Annotated in this window: 18 protein-coding genes; 13 read left to right on the top strand and 5 right to left on the bottom strand. The window is 57.9% G+C overall.

From position 1 onward, the window contains the following. Positions 1-30: 30 nt before the first annotated feature. The 3 genes from AC2FH0_RS02215 (at position 31) to AC2FH0_RS02205 (ending at position 2577) form a co-directional block, all read left to right on the top strand. Entirely contained in the window at positions 31-924 is an 894-nt protein-coding gene (locus tag AC2FH0_RS02215; RefSeq protein WP_281972023.1) for a PfkB family carbohydrate kinase, read from the top strand. Then, positions 921-1835, top strand: a complete 915-nt coding sequence (locus tag AC2FH0_RS02210; RefSeq protein ID WP_496788433.1) for a pseudouridine-5'-phosphate glycosidase — start codon at positions 921-923, stop codon at positions 1833-1835. Before AC2FH0_RS02215 ends, AC2FH0_RS02210 begins: the two co-directional genes overlap by 4 nt. 64 nt (positions 1836-1899) lie before the next feature. After that, positions 1900-2577, top strand: coding sequence for a DUF502 domain-containing protein (locus tag AC2FH0_RS02205; protein WP_142633557.1), 678 nt, complete (start codon positions 1900-1902; stop codon positions 2575-2577). Here AC2FH0_RS02205 and AC2FH0_RS02200 read toward each other — a convergent pair whose 3' ends face one another. Then, on the bottom strand, positions 2578-3603 hold the full coding sequence (locus tag AC2FH0_RS02200; protein ID WP_496691168.1) for a patatin-like phospholipase family protein: 1026 nt from the start codon (positions 3601-3603) through the stop codon (positions 2578-2580). Positions 3604-3621: 18 nt separating this feature from the next. Then, entirely contained in the window at positions 3622-4395 is a 774-nt protein-coding gene (locus AC2FH0_RS02195) for a 3-hydroxybutyrate dehydrogenase (RefSeq protein WP_142633555.1), read from the bottom strand. A gap of 291 nt (positions 4396-4686) precedes the next feature. On the opposite strand from AC2FH0_RS02195, the gene AC2FH0_RS02190 reads away from it, so the two are divergent. After that, the gene (locus tag AC2FH0_RS02190) at positions 4687-6513 is read left to right on the top strand and encodes an extracellular solute-binding protein (protein WP_496788432.1); all 1827 of its coding nucleotides are present in this window, start codon (positions 4687-4689) and stop codon (positions 6511-6513) included. Positions 6514-7074: 561 nt separating this feature from the next. Further along, positions 7075-7311, top strand: a complete 237-nt coding sequence (locus AC2FH0_RS02185; protein ID WP_142633552.1) for a hypothetical protein — start codon at positions 7075-7077, stop codon at positions 7309-7311. Here AC2FH0_RS02185 and AC2FH0_RS02180 read toward each other — a convergent pair. Next, complete coding sequence (locus AC2FH0_RS02180; protein ID WP_142633550.1) at positions 7300-7923, bottom strand: helix-turn-helix domain-containing protein; 624 nt, start codon at positions 7921-7923, stop codon at positions 7300-7302. The genes AC2FH0_RS02185 and AC2FH0_RS02180 overlap by 12 nt on opposite strands. A 65-nt stretch (positions 7924-7988) precedes the next feature. Between AC2FH0_RS02180 and AC2FH0_RS02175 the strand changes: the two genes are divergently transcribed. The 5 genes from AC2FH0_RS02175 to AC2FH0_RS02155 all read left to right on the top strand — a co-directional run bounded on the left by AC2FH0_RS02175 (position 7989) and on the right by AC2FH0_RS02155 (position 13833). Continuing rightward, positions 7989-9506 carry a class I adenylate-forming enzyme family protein gene (locus AC2FH0_RS02175; protein ID WP_496788430.1) on the top strand — a complete coding sequence of 506 codons (1518 nt, stop codon included), beginning with the start codon at positions 7989-7991 and terminating at the stop codon, positions 9504-9506. Further along, on the top strand, positions 9503-10162 hold the full coding sequence (locus tag AC2FH0_RS02170; protein ID WP_142633547.1) for a DsbA family oxidoreductase: 660 nt from the start codon (positions 9503-9505) through the stop codon (positions 10160-10162). Before AC2FH0_RS02175 ends, AC2FH0_RS02170 begins: the two co-directional genes overlap by 4 nt. Before the next feature lie 75 nt (positions 10163-10237). Next, positions 10238-11446 (top strand): multidrug effflux MFS transporter, encoded by a 1209-nt coding sequence (locus AC2FH0_RS02165; RefSeq protein WP_496788428.1) that lies wholly within the window; start codon positions 10238-10240, stop codon positions 11444-11446. Positions 11447-11503: 57 nt separating this feature from the next. Then, the gene (locus tag AC2FH0_RS02160) at positions 11504-13168 is read left to right on the top strand and encodes a hypothetical protein (protein WP_496788426.1); all 1665 of its coding nucleotides are present in this window, start codon (positions 11504-11506) and stop codon (positions 13166-13168) included. Beyond that, the gene (locus AC2FH0_RS02155; RefSeq protein ID WP_496691163.1) at positions 13165-13833 is read left to right on the top strand and encodes an SH3 domain-containing protein; all 669 of its coding nucleotides are present in this window, start codon (positions 13165-13167) and stop codon (positions 13831-13833) included. The genes AC2FH0_RS02160 and AC2FH0_RS02155 overlap by 4 nt, the downstream gene beginning before the upstream one ends. On the opposite strand, the gene mfd is transcribed toward AC2FH0_RS02155, so the two are convergent. Both mfd and AC2FH0_RS02145 read right to left on the bottom strand, forming a co-directional pair. Then, positions 13830-17285 carry a transcription-repair coupling factor gene (mfd, locus tag AC2FH0_RS02150; protein ID WP_496691162.1) on the bottom strand — a complete coding sequence of 1152 codons (3456 nt, stop codon included), beginning with the start codon at positions 17283-17285 and terminating at the stop codon, positions 13830-13832. The two genes, AC2FH0_RS02155 and mfd, sit on opposite strands and share 4 nt — an antisense overlap. Positions 17286-17303: 18 nt before the next feature. Next, positions 17304-17831 carry a component of SufBCD complex gene (locus tag AC2FH0_RS02145; protein ID WP_142633539.1) on the bottom strand — a complete coding sequence of 176 codons (528 nt, stop codon included), beginning with the start codon at positions 17829-17831 and terminating at the stop codon, positions 17304-17306. A gap of 119 nt (positions 17832-17950) precedes the next feature. Between AC2FH0_RS02145 and hemB the strand changes: the two genes are divergently transcribed. From hemB to AC2FH0_RS02130, 3 genes are all read left to right on the top strand, one after another. After that, positions 17951-18943: a porphobilinogen synthase gene (gene hemB, locus AC2FH0_RS02140; RefSeq protein WP_496691161.1), complete on the top strand. Its 993-nt coding sequence runs from the start codon at positions 17951-17953 to the stop codon at positions 18941-18943. A 147-nt stretch (positions 18944-19090) separates the two neighbouring features. After that, entirely contained in the window at positions 19091-19666 is a 576-nt protein-coding gene (locus tag AC2FH0_RS02135; protein WP_496691160.1) for a lipid-binding SYLF domain-containing protein, read from the top strand. 173 nt (positions 19667-19839) lie between these two features. Then, entirely contained in the window at positions 19840-22302 is a 2463-nt protein-coding gene (locus AC2FH0_RS02130) for a penicillin acylase family protein (RefSeq protein ID WP_496788424.1), read from the top strand. Positions 22303-22388: the final 86 nt, after the last annotated feature.

The raw sequence follows: 22388 nt of genomic DNA, 5'->3' as shown, positions 1-22388 counted from the left end.
CCCACGCCGGGGCTGCGGCATGACGTCGACATGACTCAGAACAGCGAAATTCTTTGTATCGGTTCTGTCCTGTGGGACGTGATCGGACGTTCTGCCAGCGCCATGCGGCAGGGGTCGGATGTTCCCGGCAGGATCACCCGCCTGCCCGGAGGCGTGGCGATGAACATTGCCATGACGCTGGTGCGCTTTGGCATGACGCCCACCCTGCTGACCGCTATTGGTCGCGATCCCGAAGGCGACGAGTTGGTCAATGCTTGCGCCCGGCTGGGGATGGTAACGGATCACATCTATCGCTCGCAGGACCTGCCGACCGACCGATATATGGCTGTCGAGGGCGCCAATGGGTTAATTGCCGCGATTGCGGACGCCCATTCACTTGAGGCTGCAGGGGCAAAAATTCTGAAACCCCTGATGCAAGGCCCATTAGGCACAGAGACAATGCCATTTGATGGTCCTGTTGCTTTGGATGGCAACCTGACGCTGTCGCTTTTGGAAGAAATCGCGCAAAGCCCAGCCTTCGCCGGGGCCGACCTGCGCGTGGCACCGGCCTCTCCCGGCAAGGCCGATCGTCTGCTGCCTTTCCTCAAACATGCCCGCGCGACGCTTTATGTGAACCTCGAAGAGGCTGGCATCCTGTGCCAGCGCGAATTCGCGGATTCGGCAAGCGCCGCCAAGGGGCTGCTGGATCGCGGCGCGCTGCGCGTGCTGGTGACCGATGGCGGCAGTTCAGCAACCGTTGCCAGCGCCGAGGAAATCTTGACCCAAAAACCCCCATCCGTTCTGGTCACCCGTGTGACCGGCGCTGGTGATACATTCATGGCGGCGCATATCGCATCCGAGGCCACCGGTGCCCCAAGCGATGAGGCCCTGTCACGTGCCCTGCATGCCGCCGCAACTTACGTTTCCGGAGAAACCCCACTGTGATCAACATTCAATATTCTGCCGAGGTCCGCGCCGCCAAAGACGCAGGCCAACCTATCGTTGCGCTGGAAAGCACGATCATCACCCACGGTATGCCCTACCCGCAGAACATCGAGGTTGCGGCACAGGTTGAACAAGACATCCGAGACGCGGGCGCTGTGCCAGCCACCATGGCGGTGATCAATGGTACGCTTCACGTCGGTCTGGAATCCGAAGAGTTGAAAGCGCTGGGCCAAGCGCATGGGGTCGCCAAACTGTCCCGTGCCGATATGGCAGCCTGCATGGCAACCGGTGGCACCGGTGCAACAACGGTCGCCGCAACCATGATCGCCGCCCATCACGCCGGGATCGACGTTTTCGCCACCGGCGGTATTGGAGGCGTCCACCAAGGGGCTGAAACCTCGTTCGATATCTCTGCTGACCTGCACGAATTGGCCCATACCCCGGTCACGGTTGTTGCCGCAGGCGCCAAAGCCATCCTCGATCTGGCCAAGACGCTTGAGGTTCTGGAAACACTGGGCGTTCCGGTCATTGCCTATGGCCAGGACGAATTTCCGGCCTTCTGGTCGGCAAAATCCCCGCTGGCAGCCCCTCTGCGCATGGACAGTGCGGAAGACATCGCGCACGCACATGCGACCAGACGCGCGCTTGGCCTGCCCGGCGGCCAACTTGTCGCCAATCCGATCCCGGAGGCCGATCAGATCCCATCCGAGGAACTGGCCCCGATCATCGCCTCGGCACAGGCGGATGCAGATGTGCATCGGATCAGCGGTAAAGGGGTCACACCCTACCTGTTGCAACGGATTTATGAGCAGACCGAAGGTCGTTCTCTGACCGCCAATATCGCATTGGTCCGCAACAATGCCCGTCTGGCAGCCGGGATCGCCCGCGCCCTGTCCGCCAAGGCGGATTAACATATAGCTATTGTACCAAGGCCAAGGACTGCTTAACTAAATTCGCAAGCCACTCAGGACCGTAATGAACACTCCTTTTGACGAAGAACCCAACCGACAGCCCGGCCTGTTCTCACGGCTGCGCGCGTCCTTTCTGACGGGCATCGTCGTTATTGCGCCGGTGTGGTTGACGATCTGGCTGATCTGGTCTGTTGTCGGCTGGATCGACAGTGCGGTTCTGCCGCTGGTTCCCCACCAATTCCAGCCTGAACAATATGTTGGCATCAACCTGCGCGGTGTAGGTGTCATCTTTTTTCTGGTGTTCACCGTCGTGGTTGGCTGGGTTGCCAAGGGCATCCTGGGCCGATCCTTTATCTCGTTCACCGAAAGCCTGGTGAATAGGATGCCAGTCATCCGGTCCATCTATTCAGGCATCAAGCAGATTTCCGAGACCGTCTTTGCCCAGACTGAACGGTCATTTGAAAAAGCCTGTCTGGTTCAATATCCGCGCCGTGGCATCTGGGCCATCGGGTTCGTCTCGACCACCGCCAAGGGAGAAGTCAACGAACGCGCAGAAGCGGGTGGCGATCTGTACAGCGTGTTCATTCCGACGACACCCAACCCGACATCGGGGTTCCTGCTGTTCTTTCCGATAGAGGACGTCATCCTTTTGGACATGTCGATCGAAGATGCCGCCAAACTGGTGATTTCGGCCGGTCTTGTTTACCCGAACGACAAAGACCCGACCCAGCCACCAGAATGACTATCCAAACATTTCCGGCAGATTGACCGTGCTGCGTGCACCCAAATCGGCCTTGTGATCTGTCAAAAACTGATCAGCTGCATTGCGGCCAGCTTCTTTGAGCTTATGCAGGACCACAGGGTTGGGCACTGTCTTGGTCGCGACCGAGAGGTCATTCATCAACGCGTCATCGGCAATCATGTGAACCAGAACGCGGCTCATTTCGCCCGCTTTCAGCTTGCCATCCTCCAGCAAGCGCTGAACGAAGCTTATGGCCCTCAGTTCCCGAAACAGCGATGAGTTAAAGCCGATCTCATTGATCCGGTTCTGGATTTGCTGCGGCGTCTTGGGGATTTCTTCCCGTTCCAGGGGGTTGATGTTCACGATCACCACGTCCTCGGGCAGATCGGAATTGAACAAGGGATACAGAGCTGGATTACCGGTATATCCGCCATCCCAGTAAGCCTCGGTCCGGCCCGATTTTGGATCGAATATCTCGACCGCCTGAAACAAGGTTGGCAAACAGGCGGACGCAAGGATGGCCTCAGTCGACAGCTCATCCCCTGTGAACACCCGAATCTTTCCGCTGCGCACGCATGTCGCGCAGACATACAGACGCGGACCTTCGGCAGCGCATATTTCATCGAAATCAAAGCGCTTAACCACGGGCTCCAAGGGGTTACGGTAGAACGGCCCATAGGCATAAGGCGATACCAACCGCGACCAGGCGTCGCCTACAGCAAACGGCAGCGAATTTTCGATGGACTGTGCGATATGTGAGGGCTCAAACGCACGCATCCAGTTGGTCAGGTTCGTATCATCGACGGCCCCCATACGGGCCCAGAGCGCATCCAGATTGGTGCGCGCGCCCTCCCGGCCGCCCCGTACCATGCCAGACTTATAGGCCGCACCGTTCAGTGCGCCTGCCGATGTTCCCGTGATCGCCGCGACTTCGATATCATCTTCGTCCAGTAGACGATCCAGCACACCCCAAGTGAACGCTCCGTGCGCGCCGCCGCCCTGCAAAGCCAGATTGATACGTTTCACTGCCCTACTCCCCAAGGCTCAGAGCGCGGTCCACCCGCCATCAACTGAAATCGTCGTGCCGGTGATCTGCGCCGCCGCATCCGAGCACAGAAAGATCGTCGTACCGCCCAGTTGTTCGACCGTAGCGAATTCTTTCGAAGGTTGCCGCTTTAGCAGGACATTCTTCACGACATCCTCACGGCTCATATCGTATTCTTTCATCGTATTGGGTATCTGCTCTTCGACCAGCGGCGTCAGCACATATCCCGGGCAAATCGCATTACAGGTAATCGGCTCCTGTGCGGTCTCGAGGGCTACGGTTTTGGTCATCCCGACAACACCGTGCTTGGCCGCGATATAGGCGGCTTTGAAAGGCGATGCCGTCAACCCATGGGCCGATGCAATATTCACCACCCGTCCCCAGCCCGCCTTGCGCATCATCGGCAACGCGGCGGCAGTGGTGTGAAAGGCCGAGTTCATGTTGATCGCAATGATCGCGTCCCATTTGTCGGTTGGAAACTGATCAATCGGCGCCACATGCTGAATGCCGGCATTGTTGACCAGGATATCGCAGGCTCCAGCCTTTTCGATCAGCGCCCGACACTCGTCACCCTTGGACATGTCCGCTTTGATATAGCGCGCGTTGGTTCCGGTTTCCTGCCCGATCTCTGCGGCCAAAGCATGATCTTCGTCGCGGTCAGTAAACGAATTCAGCACCACATCTGCCCCGGCCTTGGCCAGCTCGCGGGCGATGCCTAGCCCGATGCCCGAATTCGATCCTGTGATGATTGCTGTTTTGCCCGAAAGACTCATGGGTGCTCTCCGTCAGATTCCGTGTTGACGGCACAGTGCCATGCTGCACCTGCAAAGAAAACGGGGAAAGATTGGGCGCGCTGTATCAGCGAAAATCGCACAAAAAAAACGCCCGCACGAAGCGGGCGTTAAGTTATTGAGGCAGGTTTCATACAGGCAAGAAACCTATCGAGCAGTACGCCCTTTATAAGCAATTCCACGCCTTCGTCCAAGCTAAAAGTTTGATAATATGAAAAATCATCGGTACGGTGAATCCCAACAAAATAAGGCCAGAGCAGGATTGTTTCCAAAATGAGCCCCGATTTTCTTCGCCCCGTTCGCCCTATGATCGCGGGAATCGTTAGTGTTTTTGCCGTTGCAGCAGCCCATGCAGAATCGACCCATGGCATAGCTATGTATGGCGACCCTGCCCTACCACCGGATTTTGTGTCGCTACCCTATGTCAACGCTGATGCACCCAAAGGCGGCAAAGTCGTATTTGGAAATACCGGCGGCTATAACAGTCTTAACCCGTTTGTGCAAAAAGGCACGTCACCCTGGCAGTTGCGATTTTGGACCCATGAAAGCCTGATGGGGCGTTCCTGGGACGAACCTTTCACTCTTTACGGGTTGTTAGCCGAATCAGTTGAGACGGCTCCAGACCGATCCTGGGTCGAATTTACCCTGCGAGAGAATGCCCGATTCTCGGATGGATCACCGGTCTCTGTCGAGGATGTCATATGGTCATATGAGACTTTGGGAACCGAAGGGCATCTGAGATATCGCGGCCTTTGGGGAAAGATCGACAGTATCGAACAAACCGGACCGCGTTCCGTCCGCATCACGTTTAACGACCCCGACCGCGAGCTTGCGCTGATCGCCGGGATGCGCCCGATCCTTCAGAAGGCACAGTGGGAGGGTAAGGACTTTGCCGACGCGCCGCTGCAAGACATCCCCCTGGGGTCTGGACCGTATGTCATCGACGGGTACGAAGCCGGACGGTATGTGAACCTGCGTCGCAATCCGGATTACTGGGGCGCTGACATTCCGTTTCGGCGCGGCACCATGAATCTGGATGAGATGCGGATCGAGTTCTACGGGGATGGCACAGTCGCATTCGAGGCCTTCAAAGCAGGCGAGCTCTCAGCCGTGCGCGAGTTTAACGCCGATAAGTGGAACAACCAGTATGACTTCCCCGCGGTACAGCGCGGCGATGTGGTGAAAACCGAAATCCCGCATCGCAAGCCTTCGGGCATGACCGGATTTGTCATGAATACGCGCAAGCCACCCTTCGATGATTGGCGCGTGCGCGAGGCTCTGACTCTGGCTTTCAATTTCGAATTCATCAACGACACCGTCACCGGAAGCGCGCAACCGCGGATAACCTCGTATTTCTCGGGCTCGGATCTGGCGATGCAGCCCGGTACTGCCACCGGTCAGGTGGCTGAACTGCTGCAGCCATACGTCGATACACTGTTGCCCGGTACGCTGGAAGGTTACGAGCTGCCGGTAGGTGACGGTTCGGAACGCAACAGGGCCAATTTGCGCAAGGCAACCAAGCTTCTGCAAGAGGCTGGCTGGACGGTTCAGGATGGCGTACTGCGAAACGCAGATGGCGAAGCGTTCATCGTTGACATGGTCATCAGCCAGGGCAGCCTCAACGTTGTCCAGAATGTCGGAACCATCGCCGAAATCTATGCGCGTACGCTCGAACGGCTTGGCATCGAGCTTACAGTCGAAAAAATCGACGACGCACAATACACCTCTCGGATGGATGCCCATGATTTTGACATGACCCCATTTCGCCGGGCTCTTTCCCTGTCGCCGGGCAACGAACAACGCCTGTATTGGGGCAGTGAAAATGCCGACACGGCAGGAACACGTAACCTGATGGGGGTTCAGTCGCCAGCAGTGGACGGTTTGATCGATACGATGCTGGCCTCTGAAAGCCACGAAGATTTCGTGTCTGCGACCCGCGCGCTGGATCGCGTTCTAACCGCTGGCCGGTATGTCATCCCGATCTGGAGCTTTGACGTCGGCCGGATTGCACATGCGCGTGAGCTGAAACAGCCGGAAACCCTGCCCATATACGGTGACGGGCCGGAATACATGCCGCAGGTCTGGTGGTACGAGGAATAGCGCCTCAAAAGAGGCGGCCCCGTCCTTTCCTAATTGCTAACTGTCCGTGCCAATCTCTTTCCAGAGGATCGCAACCGCTGCAGATGTGATGCAATAAGACCCGTTCGGCGTTTGCTGTGTGGGTCTCATATCCTTCGGCGGATTCTGGCACAGACCCACAGTACCACGACATGCAGGTAAATGCTGTGGGCATTCCGCTATAAATTGATGCGATCCCTAGTTTCAGACAAATTTGAAAAATTTCAACAAGGGGCTTTACGTAACGGGTTCGAAAGATATAGCCTGCGACTAGTACAAATGTATCCAATTTGAATTACGCCAAACATTACCGACACATAGCTGTGTTGCAACATCAGGAACAGTATTTTCGGACCAGCCTCCACTCACTCAAAACTATTTGGTCCGTAGGCCCGTCTCAGATTTCCTGTGGCGGGCCTAACTGATTTAAACTTCGCACGCTCAAGGTGCGACATTTTGCCATAGCCCTACCTGCAAACACCATTCGTACCCTGAATTCAGGGCCGAGCAGATCTGTAGCCAGACAAACAGAAAGCCCAATAGATGTTTAAGTGGAACGATCTGACGCAAGATTGGAATGAAATGTACGCCCGTGCAAAACGGCGGTTTCCCAATTTGCGCGACCGAGACATGGATGCGGTCGGGCGCGACCGTGCGCAATTCGAGGCTTATCTGGCCGAACGTCATCATCTGACGGTGAACGAAGCACATGAAGAGCTTGAGGATTTCCTGTTCACCGAAGCGCTAACCCGTGAAGTCACCAAACATCTAGGTAAGTGACGTCACCCACAGGATCATCGCGTCTTCTTCACTGACCGAAACGACATTATGCCCCATGCTGCCGTCGTAATAGGCGCTGTCACCGCGGCGCATTTCAACGGGTTCGTAGAACTCGGTATACAGGCGAACAACACCCGTCAGCACGTACAGGAATTCTTCGCCATCGTGGCGGACCCACCCGTCGAACTCATCCATCGACCGGGCACGTACACGGGCGCGATAGGGCAGCATCTGCTTTTTCGTAAGCGTCTCAGCCAGCAGTTCGTGCTCGTATGTTGTGGTTGCGTGGCTGGTACCTTGTCCCATCCGGGTCACGGCCATACGCCCGATCACCTGCTCGCGCTGTGGCGGCGTGAACAGCTGCGGAACAGAGATTTCCAGCCCGATCGCCAGTTTCTTCAGCGCATCATATGTAGGCGACATCTGCCCGTTTTCGATTTTGCTGAGCGTTGAACGCGCCAATCCCGCCTGATTGGCCGCTTGTTCCAAAGTCCAGTTACGCGCCTTGCGCAATTCACGCACACGGACGCCAAGGTCCAGCGGTTCAACCTCTGTATGCTCGCCCGAGTTTCGGGCAATTCGGATCAGAGATGTCTGCTCTTTGGTTCTCATGCGCCACTCTATAGGGCCAGCCTGTCCCGCTTGCAACGCAGCAGTTGCCGCGTTAGCCAGACGCCATGCTTTCCCTGTTCGATCAAGGCCCGCCCAAGGCCTGCCCCACCCCTTTCAATCTGGCCGCGCACGTGTTGCGTCAAGCAGATCGCAATGGCGACAAGATTGCCTTGTCGGTACTTGGCGCAACGTCGGCGCAGACCTGGAGCTTTGCTGCGTTGAAACGCGCGATCCTTGCAACCGGTACAGGTCTGCTGCGGGCCGGTCTGAAACCGGGCGATCTGGTCTTGATGCGTTTGGGGAACACGGTTGATTTCCCAATAACCTATCTGGGTGCAATCGCGGTCGGCATTGTACCCGTGCCGACATCGTCACAGCTGACGCAGCCAGAAACGGCAAAGATCATCCAAGATCTGAAGCCCGCCGCCATACTGCGCGATCCCGATATCGCCAGCGCGGATCACCCGAACCTGATATCTTTGAGCCAACTGCGCGAGATGCGCGATCTACCTCAGGCCGAGTTTCGGATGGGCGACCCCGAAGACATGGCTTATGTGGTCTATACTTCTGGTACCTCGGGCAAGCCACGGGCCGTTGCACATGCCCATCGTGCAATTTGGGCGCGGCAGATGATGGTGGATGGGTGGTACGGCCTGCAGGAAACGGATCGATTGTGCCATGCAGGTGCGTTCAACTGGACCTATACGTTGGGGACAGGACTGATGGATCCCTGGACCATTGGCGCGACAGCGTTAATACCGGAACCCGGCACCGATCTGTCGACCCTACCCGATATGCTGCGCAATCACCGTGCCACGATTTTTGCAGCAGCTCCGGGCGTGTTTCGGAAAATTTTGAACGAAGCAAACGATCTGCACCTTCCCGATCTGAGGCACGGCCTTTGCGCTGGTGAAAAACTCTCACGGCATCTGCACCAGAAATGGACACGGATCACAGGGCGCGAGTTGTATGAAGCTTTTGGAATGTCCGAATGCTCGACCTTCATCTCTTCAAGCCCAGCCTATCCGGCACGTGGCGATGCACTGGGGCAACCACAACCGGGGCGGCGTGTGGCAATTCTGGGTCCAGACGGGCCGGTTCCACAGGGGAAAGAAGGGACCATCGCCATCCACCGATCAGACCCCGGCCTAATGCTGACCTATCTCAACGCGCCGGACGAAGCGCTGGCCAGGATGCAAGGCGAGTGGTTTCTGACCGGCGATCAGGGTGCAATGGCAGTTGATGGTCAGATCACCTATCTTGGCCGAGACGATGATATGATGAATGCAGGCGGCTACCGGGTCTCACCGATCGAGGTCGAGGCCACATTGTCCCGATATCCCGGCATCACGCAGGTCGGCGCGGCCACCGTTGAGGTCAAGCAGGACAGTTTTGTCATAGTGGCATTCTATACCGGGCCGGAAAAGCTGGACGAGGACGCCCTGCGCGCCTATGTCGAGACAAATCTGGCGCGCTATAAGCAACCGCGCGCCTTTATCCATCTGCCTCAGCTGCCAACTGGCGGCAATGGCAAACTTTTGCGCCGGGCGCTGCCGGCCTATTTCAAGGCGACCAATACATGACCCAGACCGTCAAGCTCGACATCATGTCTGACCCGATCTGCCCCTGGTGCTATATTGGCAAGACTCATCTGGACAAGGCGTTGGCTGCAACTCCGGACCATCCATTCATCATTGAATGGCACCCCTTTCAGCTGAACCCCGATATGCCGGTCGAAGGCATGGATCGGCGCGAATACTTGGAGCGCAAATTCGGCGGCAAAGACGGAGCCATCCGTGCGTATGCCCCGGTGGTCGAGCATGCCGAAAACGCAGGGTTGGGCATCGACTTTGAGGGGATGAAGCGTACCCCGAACACGCTGGACGCTCATCGGCTGATCCACTGGGCCGGGATCGAAAACAAGCAGAACGCTATAGTTGATGCCCTGTTTCAGGCCTATTTTGTACAGGGTCGCGATATCGGCGACCACGAGGTTCTGGCGGATATTGCCGACAGTCAGGGGATGGACGCCGCCGTCGTCATGAAGCTGCTGAAATCCGACGCCGACCGCACAGACATCAGCAACCGTGACGCGCATTCCCGGCAGATGGGTGTGACGTCGGTACCGACTTTTATCGTTGCCAACCAACATGCTGTCCCCGGCGCGCAACCACCGGAAATGTGGGAACGCGTGATCGGTGAAATCATGTCTCAAATCGAGGCTTCCCCTGCAAAATAGCACAGCCTCCTGTGCATTCTGACCACTGGCCGTGCCCAATCCGCTGTGATAGCGCGAACGGGTCAGGAGAGCCCCATGAGTAATCGCATGCCGCGCGGAGAATTTGTCGCTTTGATCGCAATGATGTTTGCGACAATCGCGTTTTCTATCGACTCGATGCTGCCCGCCCTGCCGCAGATCAGCGCGCAACTCAGCCCAGGTGATGCAAACAAGGCGCAGTTAATCCTGACCTCATTTGTGCTGGGCATGGGGATCGGCACCTTTTTCACCGGCCCTCTGTCGGATGTATTCGGGCGCAAGCCGGTAATTTACGTCGGCTCTGCGCTGTATATCCTGTCTGCCGCAGTTGCCTGGGCCACCTCCTCGCTTGAGATGCTGTTGATTGCGCGCATCTTTCAAGGCATCGGCAGCGCGGCCCCACGCGTGGTGGCAATGGCCATTATCCGTGACCTCTATTCCGGCCGTGAGATGGCCCGCATCGTCTCGATTGCCATGATGATCTTTACGCTGGTTCCCGCCATCGCGCCCATGATGGGTGCCGGGGTGATCGCTCTGGCCGGGTGGCGTGGCATCTTCGCTTCGTTCATGTTGTTCTCTTTGATCACCATCACGTGGATGGGCCTGCGTCTGAGCGAACCTCTGGCACCCGAAAATCGCCGTCCCCTGCGCCTGCCGCTCATGATTGATGCCGCGCGGCAGATGTTTGCACACCCGACTGTGCGGGTTTCGATCATGGTGCAAACGCTTTGCCTTGGGATGCTGTTCACCATGCTGACGATGGTACAACCTGTTTATGACATCATCTACGACAGAGCCGACAGTTTCCCCTTCTGGTTTGGTTTCGTTGCTCTGATGGCTGGCTCGGCCAGTTTGTTGAACGCGACTTTGGTCATCCGATTGGGGATGCGCCGGATTGTAACCTGGACTTTGGGCGCACAGATCGTCTTTACGTGTTTTGTCATGGTAATGAACGGTCTGGACCTTTCTGATGGCGCCTCATTTGCGCTTTTCGTCAGTTGGCAGACTGCCGTGTTCTTCATGGCCGGTATGACGATGGGCAACCTGAATGCCATCGCGATGGAGCCGATGGGCCATATTGCGGGCATGGCAGCGTCAGTCATAGGCGCGGTATCAACCGTTCTGGCCGCTGCAGTGGCAGCCCCCCTGGGACAGTTGTTTGACGGATCGATCCTTCCCTTGGCAATAGGTGTCCTGACTATGTGCACGATGGGGTTCGGCCTGATGCTGTATATGGGCCGGATAGAAGACAGATTGCCCGCCTGATCTGTGCAGAGCGCGTGAAACACGTTATCCTCCCCTTGTTTCGAGGGGAGATTTTCAATGAGCGACTACTACGATCTGGGCACCCATTCCTGTCCGGTAAGCACCTCTTCGCCCGATGCGCAACTGTGGTTCGACCGGGGGCTGGTTTGGACCTATGGCTATAACCACGAAGAGGCCGTCGTCTGTTTTCAGCGCGCGCTAGAGCATGACCCGAACTGCGCCATGGCCCATTGGGGCGTCGCCTATGCGGCGGGGCCGAATTACAACATGCCTTGGGACCTGCACGATGACGCGGGCCGGCAAAAGGCGCTGACGCTGGCCTATGATGCGACGCAGCTGGCCATGTCTCTTGCGGGCGAATGTACGCCGGTTGAACAAGCGCTGATCCGCGCGCTTCCCGCCCGCTATCCCCAGCGCGAAGCCATTGACGACATGCACAACTGGGATCACGATTTTGCCGATGCCATGCGCGCAGCGTTTGCATCGCAGCCCGCTCATCTGGACCTGCGCACGATCTATGCCGAAGCGCTTTTGAACCTCACTCCCTGGCAAATGTGGGATTTGACGACCGGCCAGCCCGCCGAAGGGGCCGCCACGGTCGAGGCGCAAAAAACGCTGGAGGAGGCGATGGCTGATGATCCAGCAGCGATGTCTCATCCCGGGTTACTGCATCTTTATGTCCACCTGATGGAGATGTCTCCGACCCCGGAAAAAGCGCTGAAAGCGGGGGATGTTCTGCGGACGCTGGTTCCCGATGCGGGCCATTTGGTGCATATGCCCACCCATATCGATGTGCTGTGCGGCCATTACCAGAACGTCGTCCACTGGAACCAAAAAGCCGTTGAGGCCGACCTGAAATATTACGAACGCGAAGGCGCGTTCAACATCTACACCGGCTACCGCCAGCACAATTATCATTTTGTCATATATGGCGCCCTATTTCTGGGACAGATGGAACCGGCTCTGCGGGCCAATCAGGGATTGTGGGACACCACACCCGAAGACATGCTGCGCATAGAAAGCCCGCCCATGGCGGATTTCTTCGAAAGTTACATGTCGATGGGCCCCCATATCCTCATCCGGTTTGGCCGTTGGGAAGAGGCAATGGCGCTTGAGCTGCCCTCGGACCCCGATCTGTACTGCACTCTCACGGCAACCACGCATTATGCCCGAGCCATTGCTTTTGCCGCCACAGGGCAGGTCAGCGAAGCCGAAGCCGAAGAGCAGTTGTTCCTCGCTGCCAAGGCCCGCGTGCCAGAAACGCGATTGCTGCACAATAACCGCGTGATCGACCTGCTGGACATTGCCCGCGAAATGCTGCGTGGCGAAATCGAGTATCGCCTGGAAAACTACGATGCGGCCTACGCCCATCAGCGCCGCTCGGTCGAACTGGACGACACCTTGCCCTATGACGAGCCATGGGGATGGATGCAGCCCACTCGTCACGCGTTGGGTGCATTGCTGTTCGAACAAGGGCATACCGCCGAAGCCGAGGCCATATACCGCGAGGATTTGGGGTTGGGCGGTACGCTCAGCCGTGCCTCTGTCCATCCTGACAATGTCTGGAGCCTCAAGGGCCTGCATGACTGCCTGAAGGCGCGCGGTGAGACGGTTGAGATCGTGCAGATCAGGCAACGGCTGGATTTGGCTCTGGCTCGTGCGGACCGGGCTGTTGGCGCGTCCTGTTTCTGTGCTCAAGCCGCCATGAGGGCCGCCGAATGAGATACGCCTTTTTGCTCGCTTTGCTCTGCAGCCCGGCGCTGGCGGATCGACAATCCTTTCCGCCGGTCGACGAGGCCGAGCGGGATGTCACCCTCGTCTCGTTCCGGGCAAACCTGCTGAACATGGTAGCCGAGCGCGACATCGAAGGCGTGCTGTCTGTTGCCTGCCCGGATATTTACCTTAGCCACGGCGGCAATGGCGGCCCGGACGAGCTGCGCGAGTATCTTACTCCCGGACCGGCAACGTCAGAGCAAGATGATGATGACAGGGAAAAGGTCGTTGAAACCTTTTGGTCCGATCTGGAAAACACCCTGACACAGCCTGGCTATTTCAACGAAGATGGCGAGTTCTGGATGCCCCACCAATGGCAGCTCACCCTACCCGCTTCGCTGGATCCGGCGTTGGCCTATTTTGTGACCGCTCAGGATGTAACTCTGCGCAACGCACCAAATCGAGGCGCGGCGATACTGGACCTCATCAGCTATGAGGTCGTCATCATCCGCGACTTCTCCCCCATCGCGCAGTACCAGAGGGTTCTGCTGACAGACGGCGGCCAGGGCTATATGCACAGCGATTTCCTGTGGCCTATGACCGGGTTCCGGGCTGCATTGGCGCAATCCGACGCGGGCGACTGGCAGCTGTGCACCTTTGTCAGCGGTGACTAGGCTTTGGCCTTTTTCTTTTCGGCCACAAGTTTTTCCGCCAGATCGCGGGCGATGGCAAAGGCCCCCTTGATCTTGTCGCTGTCCTTCTTCCAATCGCGGCGCACGACGATCTTGTTATCCTTGACCTTGGCCAACCCGCGCTGGTTCTGGATGAACTCGACCAGCCCCTGAGGCGAGGCGAATTTGTCGTTGTGAAACTGGATCGTCGCGCCTTTGGGCCCGCCATCTAGCTTTGCAATCCCCGCCCGTTTGCACATCGCCTTGATGCGCACGACCAGCATCAGGGTGTTGACCTCTTTCGGCAGCGTGCCAAAGCGGTCGATCAATTCAGCGGCGAAGCCTTCCAATTCCACCTTGGTCGACAGCGACGACAAACGGCGATACAGGCCCAGGCGGACATCCAGATCGGGCACATAATCCTCTGGGATCAGGACAGGGACGCCAAGATTGATCTGCGGCGCCCATTGGTCATCTGCATCCGACAGGCCTTCCATCTCACCGGCTTTGATCTTGGCAATCGCCTCTTCCAGCATCGACTGGTAGAGTTCATAACCCACATCGCGCATTTGGCCCGACTGTTCCTCGCCCAACAGGTTACCCGCCCCTCGAATATCAAGGTCCTGAGACGCCAACGTGAACCCCGCCCCCAGCGTGTCGAGCGAGCCCAGAACGCGCAGGCGTTTTTCGGCCGTGGCAGTCAGACGGGCGCGCGGTTTTGTTGTCAGATAGGCATAGGCGCGGGTTTTCGACCGCCCGACCCTGCCGCGGATCTGATAGAGCTGCGCCAGGCCGAACATATCCGCCCGATGCACAACCATCGTATTTGCAGTCGGGATATCCAGCCCGCTTTCCACAATCGTGGTGGCCAGCAAGACATCGTATTTCCCGTCGTAGAACGCATTCATCCGATCGTCGAGTTCCCCAGCCGCCATCTGCCCATGCGCCACCATATAAGTCAGCTCGGGCAGTTGCTCTTTCAGGAATTCCTCTATCTCGGGTAGGTCTGAGATGCGCGGGACGACATAGAAACTCTGCCCGCCACGGTAATGTTCACGCAGCAGGGCTTCGCGGATCGTGACCGCGTCGAACTCACTGACATAGGTGCGGATCGCCAGCCGGTCGATGGGAGGTGTGCCGATGATCGACAGGTCACGCACGCCGGTCAGGGACAGTTGCAGCGTTCGTGGAATCGGCGTCGCGGTCAGGGTCAGGACATGGATATCGCTACGCAGCTGTTTCAGACGCTCCTTGTGGCCAACACCGAAATGCTGTTCTTCGTCGATGATCAGCAGACCCAGATTGTTGAACCGTATCGCTTTTGCCAGCAAGGCATGGGTGCCGATTACAATATCCACTGTGCCGCGCGCCAACCCATCACGGGTCTGTTGCGCCTCTTTGGCCGAGATGAAGCGGGACAGCTGCCGCACCTCAAGCGGGAAGCCCCGGAAGCGATCCTTGAAGCTGGCCGCGTGCTGACGCGCCAACAGCGTTGTCGGTGCGATCACCGCCACTTGCACGCCCGACATTGCGGCAACGAAAGCGGCACGCATTGCGACCTCGGTCTTGCCAAAGCCCACGTCGCCACAAATCAGACGATCCATCGGCGCGCCGGAATGCATGTCTTCCATGACCTCACCGATTGCGCGCAGCTGATCGTCAGTTTCCTGATAGGGAAAGCGCGCACTGAACTCCTCCCACGCGTGCGGAGGCGGGTCCATGATCGGGGCCTTGCGCAAGGCCCGTTCGGCAGCGATGCGGATCAGCTTATCCGCCATCTCGCGGATACGTTCTTTCAGCTTGGCCTTCTTGGCCTGCCACGCGCCGCCACCCAATCGGTCCAGCAGACCCTCATCATGACCGTATCGCGACAGCAGTTCGATATTTTCGACTGGCAGGTACAGTTTGGATTGTTCTGCGTATTCCAGCAGCAGACATTCATGGGCGGCACCGGCCGCCGTCACGACTTCCATCCCCAGATAACGCCCGATGCCATGATCCACATGGACAACCAAATCACCCGGGCTAAGGGATTGAGTTTCGGTCAGGAAATTCTCGGCCTTGCGGCGCTTTTTGGGTTGCCGGATCAGCCGATCGCCCAGCACATCCTGTTCGGCGATCACGGTCAGGTCGGGCGTTTCGAACCCGTGCTCCAGCGCCCAGACGGCCAGATGCAGCCCGCGTTTGCCGATGCGCGTACCGTCGGGCACGGGGATCGCCTCGGCAAGGCCTTCATCCTCGATCAGCCCAGTCAGACGTTCGCGGGCCCCTTCGGAATAAGAGGCAATCAGAACCGGCCCCTTGGCCATTTTGTCGGTGATATGGCTGGCCAGTGCTCCGAACAAGCTGATGTTTTCCTGCTGGCGTTCCGGGGCAAAGTTGCGCCCGATCCGACCACCAGCATCGATCACCCCGGGCCCAAGGGCCTGAGGCAATGCATTGAATTGCAGAACGCGCCTATCGCCGACAGCTTGTTCCCAAGCAGTGTCATCCAGATACAGTAGGCCCGGTGGTGTCGGTTTATACACCGTGTCCATGCGCGACCGGTTCTCCAGTGCGAGCCGCCGCGTTTCGTACTGATCCGCAATGGTTTCCCAACGTGCCAAACGCGCAGGCGTGACCTGATCATCCAGCGAGATTGTGGCACCAGGCAGATAATCAAACAGCGTTTCAAGCTTTTCGTGAAAGAACGGCAACCAATGCTCGATGCCTTGATGCTTGCGGCCTGCGCTGACGGCCTCGTACAGGGGATCATCGGTGCCCGCCGCACCAAACTCGATGCGATAATTCTGCCGAAACCGGGTGATGGCGGCGTCATCTAGAATGACCTCGGACACTGGCGCCAGCTCCACAACAGCCAGCTTTTCGGTCGTACGTTGCGACACCGGATCAAACCGACGTGCTCCATCCAGAACATCCCCGAACAGGTCCAGCCGCACCGGCCCGGATTCGCCGGGCGGGAAAATGTCGATGATGCCCCCTCGAACGGCATAGTCGCCGGGCTCCATCACCGTGGGGCTTTGCGTGAAGCCCATGCGCACAAGGAAATTCCGCAGCGCGGTTTCATCAATGCGGTGATCGACGCGGGCGGTAAACGCCGCCTCTCGCAGCACTGCACGGGCGGGCACGCGTTGGGTTGCCGCGTTCAGAGTTGTCAGCAGCACGTATTGCTGCGGCATCTGGTGTACCAGCGCGGCCAGGGTCGCCACACGCGCAGCCGAGATATCGGCATTGGGCGATACCCGATCATATGGCAGACAATCCCAACCCGGGAACACAAATACCGGCATGTCAGGCGCAAAAAAGGCAAGCGCCGCGCGCATCGCCTCAAGCCGTTTGTCATCACGCGCAACATGGCACACCGGCCCGCCCGAGCGCGCCAGCTCATTCAGGACAAGCTGCGCGTCAAACCCTTCGGGGGCGCCGCCAACGATTACTTGGTTCGGACCCGACATCGCCAAGCCTTTCTGATTTTACCAACCCGGGACGCCGATGGAAAAATTCTGGTACATGCCCCAAAGCGAAGTGATCAAGATCGAAATCATACCAACTATCTGGGTATAGATCCGGCAGCGCGTAAGAATCTTGGAAATATACTCCAGACTGGGTGTTTCCCGGCGCAGTTTCCGCGCGGCTGATACATTGATCAGCACGACAAGACAAATCGGAAACAGCAACAAAAACACGGCCTGCGCGAATTCGACACCGTAATAGAACCCCAAAGTGGCGAGACCCGTGAACAGAAAACAACTAAACGCTAATATCGCGAGGCCGGATACATCCAATATATAGAGCAATCGGTTTCCGTTAATGCGGACGATATCCATCAAATCCTGTTCCGATTGCCCGCCTACCCGCCGTGCGCGCACAACAAGGTCATACGGCACGCCCATGGCCCAGTGGCTGGCCGATGACCACAACACCGCAAGCCCGATCCAATACCAGAGATTCGAAAAGCTGCGCATGTCGATGAGTTCAAAAATCGAAGAGTATAAGTCCACGCGTCAGCCCTTAATTTCCGTCTTCAGGGACCTTCTTCGCAAAGACGCGTCCATCGTTACCCTTGAGACTACACGGAATTCATGCCACCCAATGCTGGAATTTACAAGGAGAGCGCGTCATGAAACCGACCATTGCCCCCTATCCTCTGGCCCGTTTTCGTCGAACACGCCAATCACAGGCGGTGCGGGCGCTGGTCCGCGAGAATACACTGACCACCGATGATCTGATCTGGCCGGTTTTCGTCCGAGACGGCGAAGGTATTGAAGAGCCTGTCCCCTCGATGCCTGGTGTCATGCGCCGCTCGGTCGATCTAATCGCACAGGCTGCGGTCGAAGCGCAGGCCCTGGGAATTCCGGCAATCTGCATCTTTCCCTACACCGACGTATCCCTAAAGACCGAAGATTGCGCCGAAGCGTGGAACCCCGATAACCTGTCCAACCGAGCCATTCGCGCCATCAAGAAAGCCGCACCCAATATCGCGGTGATGACGGACGTGGCGTTGGACCCATACAATATCAACGGCCACGACGGTTATGTGGTCGATGGTGAGATCATAAACGATCAAACGATCGAGGCGCTGGTAAAGATGACGCTGGCGCAAGCAGATGCGGGCGCCGACATCATCGGACCGTCAGATATGATGGATGGCCGGATCGGTGAAATGCGGCGCGCCCTGGAAGGCGCAGACCATCACAACGTGATGATCCTCAGCTATGCGGCCAAATATGCGAGTGCGTTCTACGGACCGTTCCGAGATGCAGTGGGCGCCTCGGGCGCGCTGACGGGGGACAAAAAGACCTATCAGATGGACCCCGGAAACTCGGACGAGGCGCTGCGCATGATCGAGCGTGACCTGACCGAAGGCGCAGACATGGTCATGATCAAACCCGGCATGCCCTATTTGGACATCTGCCGCCGGGTCAAGGACACGTTTGGCGCGCCGACCTATGCCTATCAAGTCTCAGGCGAATACGCGATGATACAAGCCGCGGCTCAGAACGGCTGGATCGACGGAGAGAAGGTCATGCTCGAAAGTCTGCTTGCGTTCAAACGGGCGGGCTGCGACGGGATCCTGACCTATTTCGCGCCTCAGGCCGCCCGGATCCTGTAGGGCTAATCCCCCGCGTTTCCGCGATTTTTCGCCGACGATTTTTGGTCACCCGGCAGCTTTCCCGTGACACGAGGCGACAATCGGCGTATTCTTGCGGACAAGATCGGGAGCACCCGACAATCAGGCATTTATACAGAGATAAAAAACATGAGCAGTTCCAAACCTACTCGATTAAGCCGTCGTGGCTTTGCTTTTGGCATGGCCGGTCTGTCAGTGACCGCCGCCTGCGGCAATGGCGTCGGCAGTTCCAACGCAGCGACGATTGACGCCCGTGTGGATGCGACATTGAACCAGATGTACGCCACCTACCCCAACACGCTCGAAATCGCGAACAAGGCCAACGGCATGCTGGTCATGCCTCTGATAACCGATGCCGGACTAATCGTCTTTGGCGGTGCCTACGGCACAGGCGCGCTACGCATTCAGGGCGCGACAGTTGATTACTATTCCGCAATTTCGGGAACCGCTGGCCTGCAAATCGGTGCCCAGCAATATGCGCATGTCCTGTTCTTCATGACACAGGATGCGTTGAACGATTTCCGCCGTTCCAACGGATGGACCGCCGGGGCCGAAGTCGGCTACGTGGTCGATGCGACGGGCGACTCTCTGTCGACCGACACCACCACCCTGCGTTCGCCGGTTCTGGCGGCGGTCTTCGGACAGGCAGGGCTAAAGTTCGGCGCGACGGTCGAAGGCACGAAATACACCCGCATCATTCCCTGATACCGGACTACCCTCCCCCTTCAAGAAACCCCGCTTTCGGCCTTTGGCCCGAGGCGGGGTTTTTCATTCAAACCGCGGTAGACACGCATGTTCTCATGCGGTTCCTCTTTCGATCCGTGCGGCCATCCTCTAGTGTCTGCGCAATCATAGAGTGAACGGAAATGTGACCGCTGATGGGAATTGTCTTTCGCTGGCTAGTGCGTATCGCCTCGGGTCTTGTTCTGCTGACATTGGCGGTTGTGATGCTGGTGTATTTTCTGGCCAGTCAATCCCTGCCGGATTACGATCAGACCGTTAAAGTTGATGGCCTGACTGCGCCGGTTGAGGTTGTCAGGGATACTGCGAATGTTCCCCATATTCTGGGCGCATCAGACCCGGATGTCTTCTTTGGGCTTGGCTATGCCCATGCACAGGATCGCCTCTGGCAGATGACCGTTCTGCGCCGGACAGCGCAGGGACGATTGTCCGAAGTCTTTGGCGCTCGCACTGTTCATATCGACAAGCTGTTGCGACGGTTTGATCTGTACGGGCTTGCACACCGGTCGGTACAAGCCCAGGACGACTATACCAAAGAGGCCCTGCGCGCTTATGCCGCCGGGGTGAATGCACGACTTGCCGAGATTAACGAAAACGCATTGGGCCGTGGTGCGCCAGAGATGTTTTTGTTCAATGCGCCTGTATCGCCCTGGCAACCAGGCGACAGCCTGGCCGTCATCAAACTCATGAGCCTGCAACTTTCTGGCCATCTTGAGGATGAAGTGCTGCGCGCGCGCACATCGCTTATGCTGGATGACCAGGCCCGACTGGCGGATATTCTGCCTGATGTTCCCGGGCCGGGAATCGCCGCTCTGCCCGAATACGCCGCTCTGTTTCCCAACCTGCCCAGATATGCGGCCGGATCGTCGATGCCGGACATGCCCATCTCGCCCTTTCCAAAGCGCGGATTGGCCGGAGCATCGAACGCATGGTCTGCCGCGCCCACAAGATCTTCCAGCGGAGGGACGCTTCTGGCCAATGACCCGCATTTGGGTTTCACAGCGCCGGGCATCTGGTATCTGGCCCGTCTGGAACTGGCCAAAGGCGGCGTGATCGGTGCCACGATCCCCGGCATCCCGGCGGTGATGACTGGACGCAGTGATCGACTGGGCTGGGGTTTGACCTCATCCTATCTGGATGATCAGGACATCCATATCGAGCAGTTGAACCCAGAAAACCCCGAGGAATACCTGACCCCCGAAGGATACAAGACCTTTCGCAGCCGCCCTTCGATCATCGAGATCAAAGACGAAGCCCCAATCACTCTGACCCTGCGTTGGACCGAGAACGGACCGGTTCTGCCGGGCACCCATTACGATCTTGGGACGATCACGCCGCCGGGTCATGTCGCCTCGCTGTCCTGGACAGCCCTGAGCGCACAGGACACATCCATGTCAGCCTCAATGGCGCTGATGAATGCGGACACTGTCCGACAAGCCATCACCGCAGCCGAGCTGTTCATGGCGCCATCTCAGAACCTGTCACTGGTCGACAAGGACACCATCGGGATGAAGCTGATCGGTGCAATGCCGCGCCGTGCCGCACAGAACCAAAGCCGCGGACGTATTCCGACGCCTGGCTGGCTGGCCGAAAACCGGTGGCAAGGCCGCCTGCCCTATGCTGACAACCCCGAATTCGTCGCACCTGCGGGCGGCATTCTGGGCAACACAAACAACAAGATCATCGACCGGCCATTTCCCGAACATGTCTCATATGAATGGGGGGATACGCAGCGCATCCATCGCTGGGAACGGCTAATGCAATCGCGCGAGGTACACACGCGCGACAGCTTTATCGAGGCACAGCTGGACACCGTCAGCTTTACCGCGCGCTCTCTACTTCCGCTGATCGGGGCTGATCTGTGGTACACCGGCGCCTCTGCCCCCGAAGGCACCCAGGAACGCCAGCGCCAGATCGCGCTGAACCTTTTGGCCGAGTGGAATGGCGAGATGAATGAACACCTGCCAGAACCCCTGATCTATGCTGCTTGGGTTCGGGCACTGCAAATCCGGTTGATCGCAGATGAGCTTGGCCCCCTGGCGGCTGAATACAAACATGTCGAACCACTGTTCATCGAACGTGTCTATCGCGACATCGACGGAGCTTCGGCTTGGTGTAATGTGCGTCAGAGCGCGCCGACAGAGACCTGCACCGATATGGCGCGCATGGCACTGGACGATGCGCTGATCTGGATTTCCGAAAAATACGGAGGATCACTGGAATCTCTACGCTGGGGTGACGCGCATCAGGCGACGCATGACCACCCGGTTCTGGGATCGGTTCCGGTGCTGCGATTCTTTGTGAATATCCGACAGTCCACCAGTGGTGGCGACAACACCCTGCTGCGTGGCAGAACATCGGGCGAAGGCCCTGATCCGTTTCAGAACGTGCACGGTGCAGGCTATCGTGGCGTATATGATTTTGCGGATCCCGACAGCTCGGTCTTTATCACGGCTACGGGCCAGTCGGGTCACTTCCTGTCACGCTACTATGACGATCAGGCCCAGCTTTGGCGTCGGGGTGAATACATCCCGATGTCCCTGGACCTTGACCTGGCACATGCAGCCGCCGTCGGAGTGACCACCCTTATCCCCCGCTAAGTTCCGTGCTTCGGCAAGACCTCGCCCGTTTATTTTCCATCGCGTGGACGCTGAATGGCGTTTGGCATACGATCCAAAGGCCTAGG

The sequence above is a fragment of the Ruegeria sp. CDSC051 genome, assembly GCF_059610665.1.
Note: the sequence above shows the minus strand (reverse complement) of the source record. Positions and strands in the feature narration are given on the sequence as shown.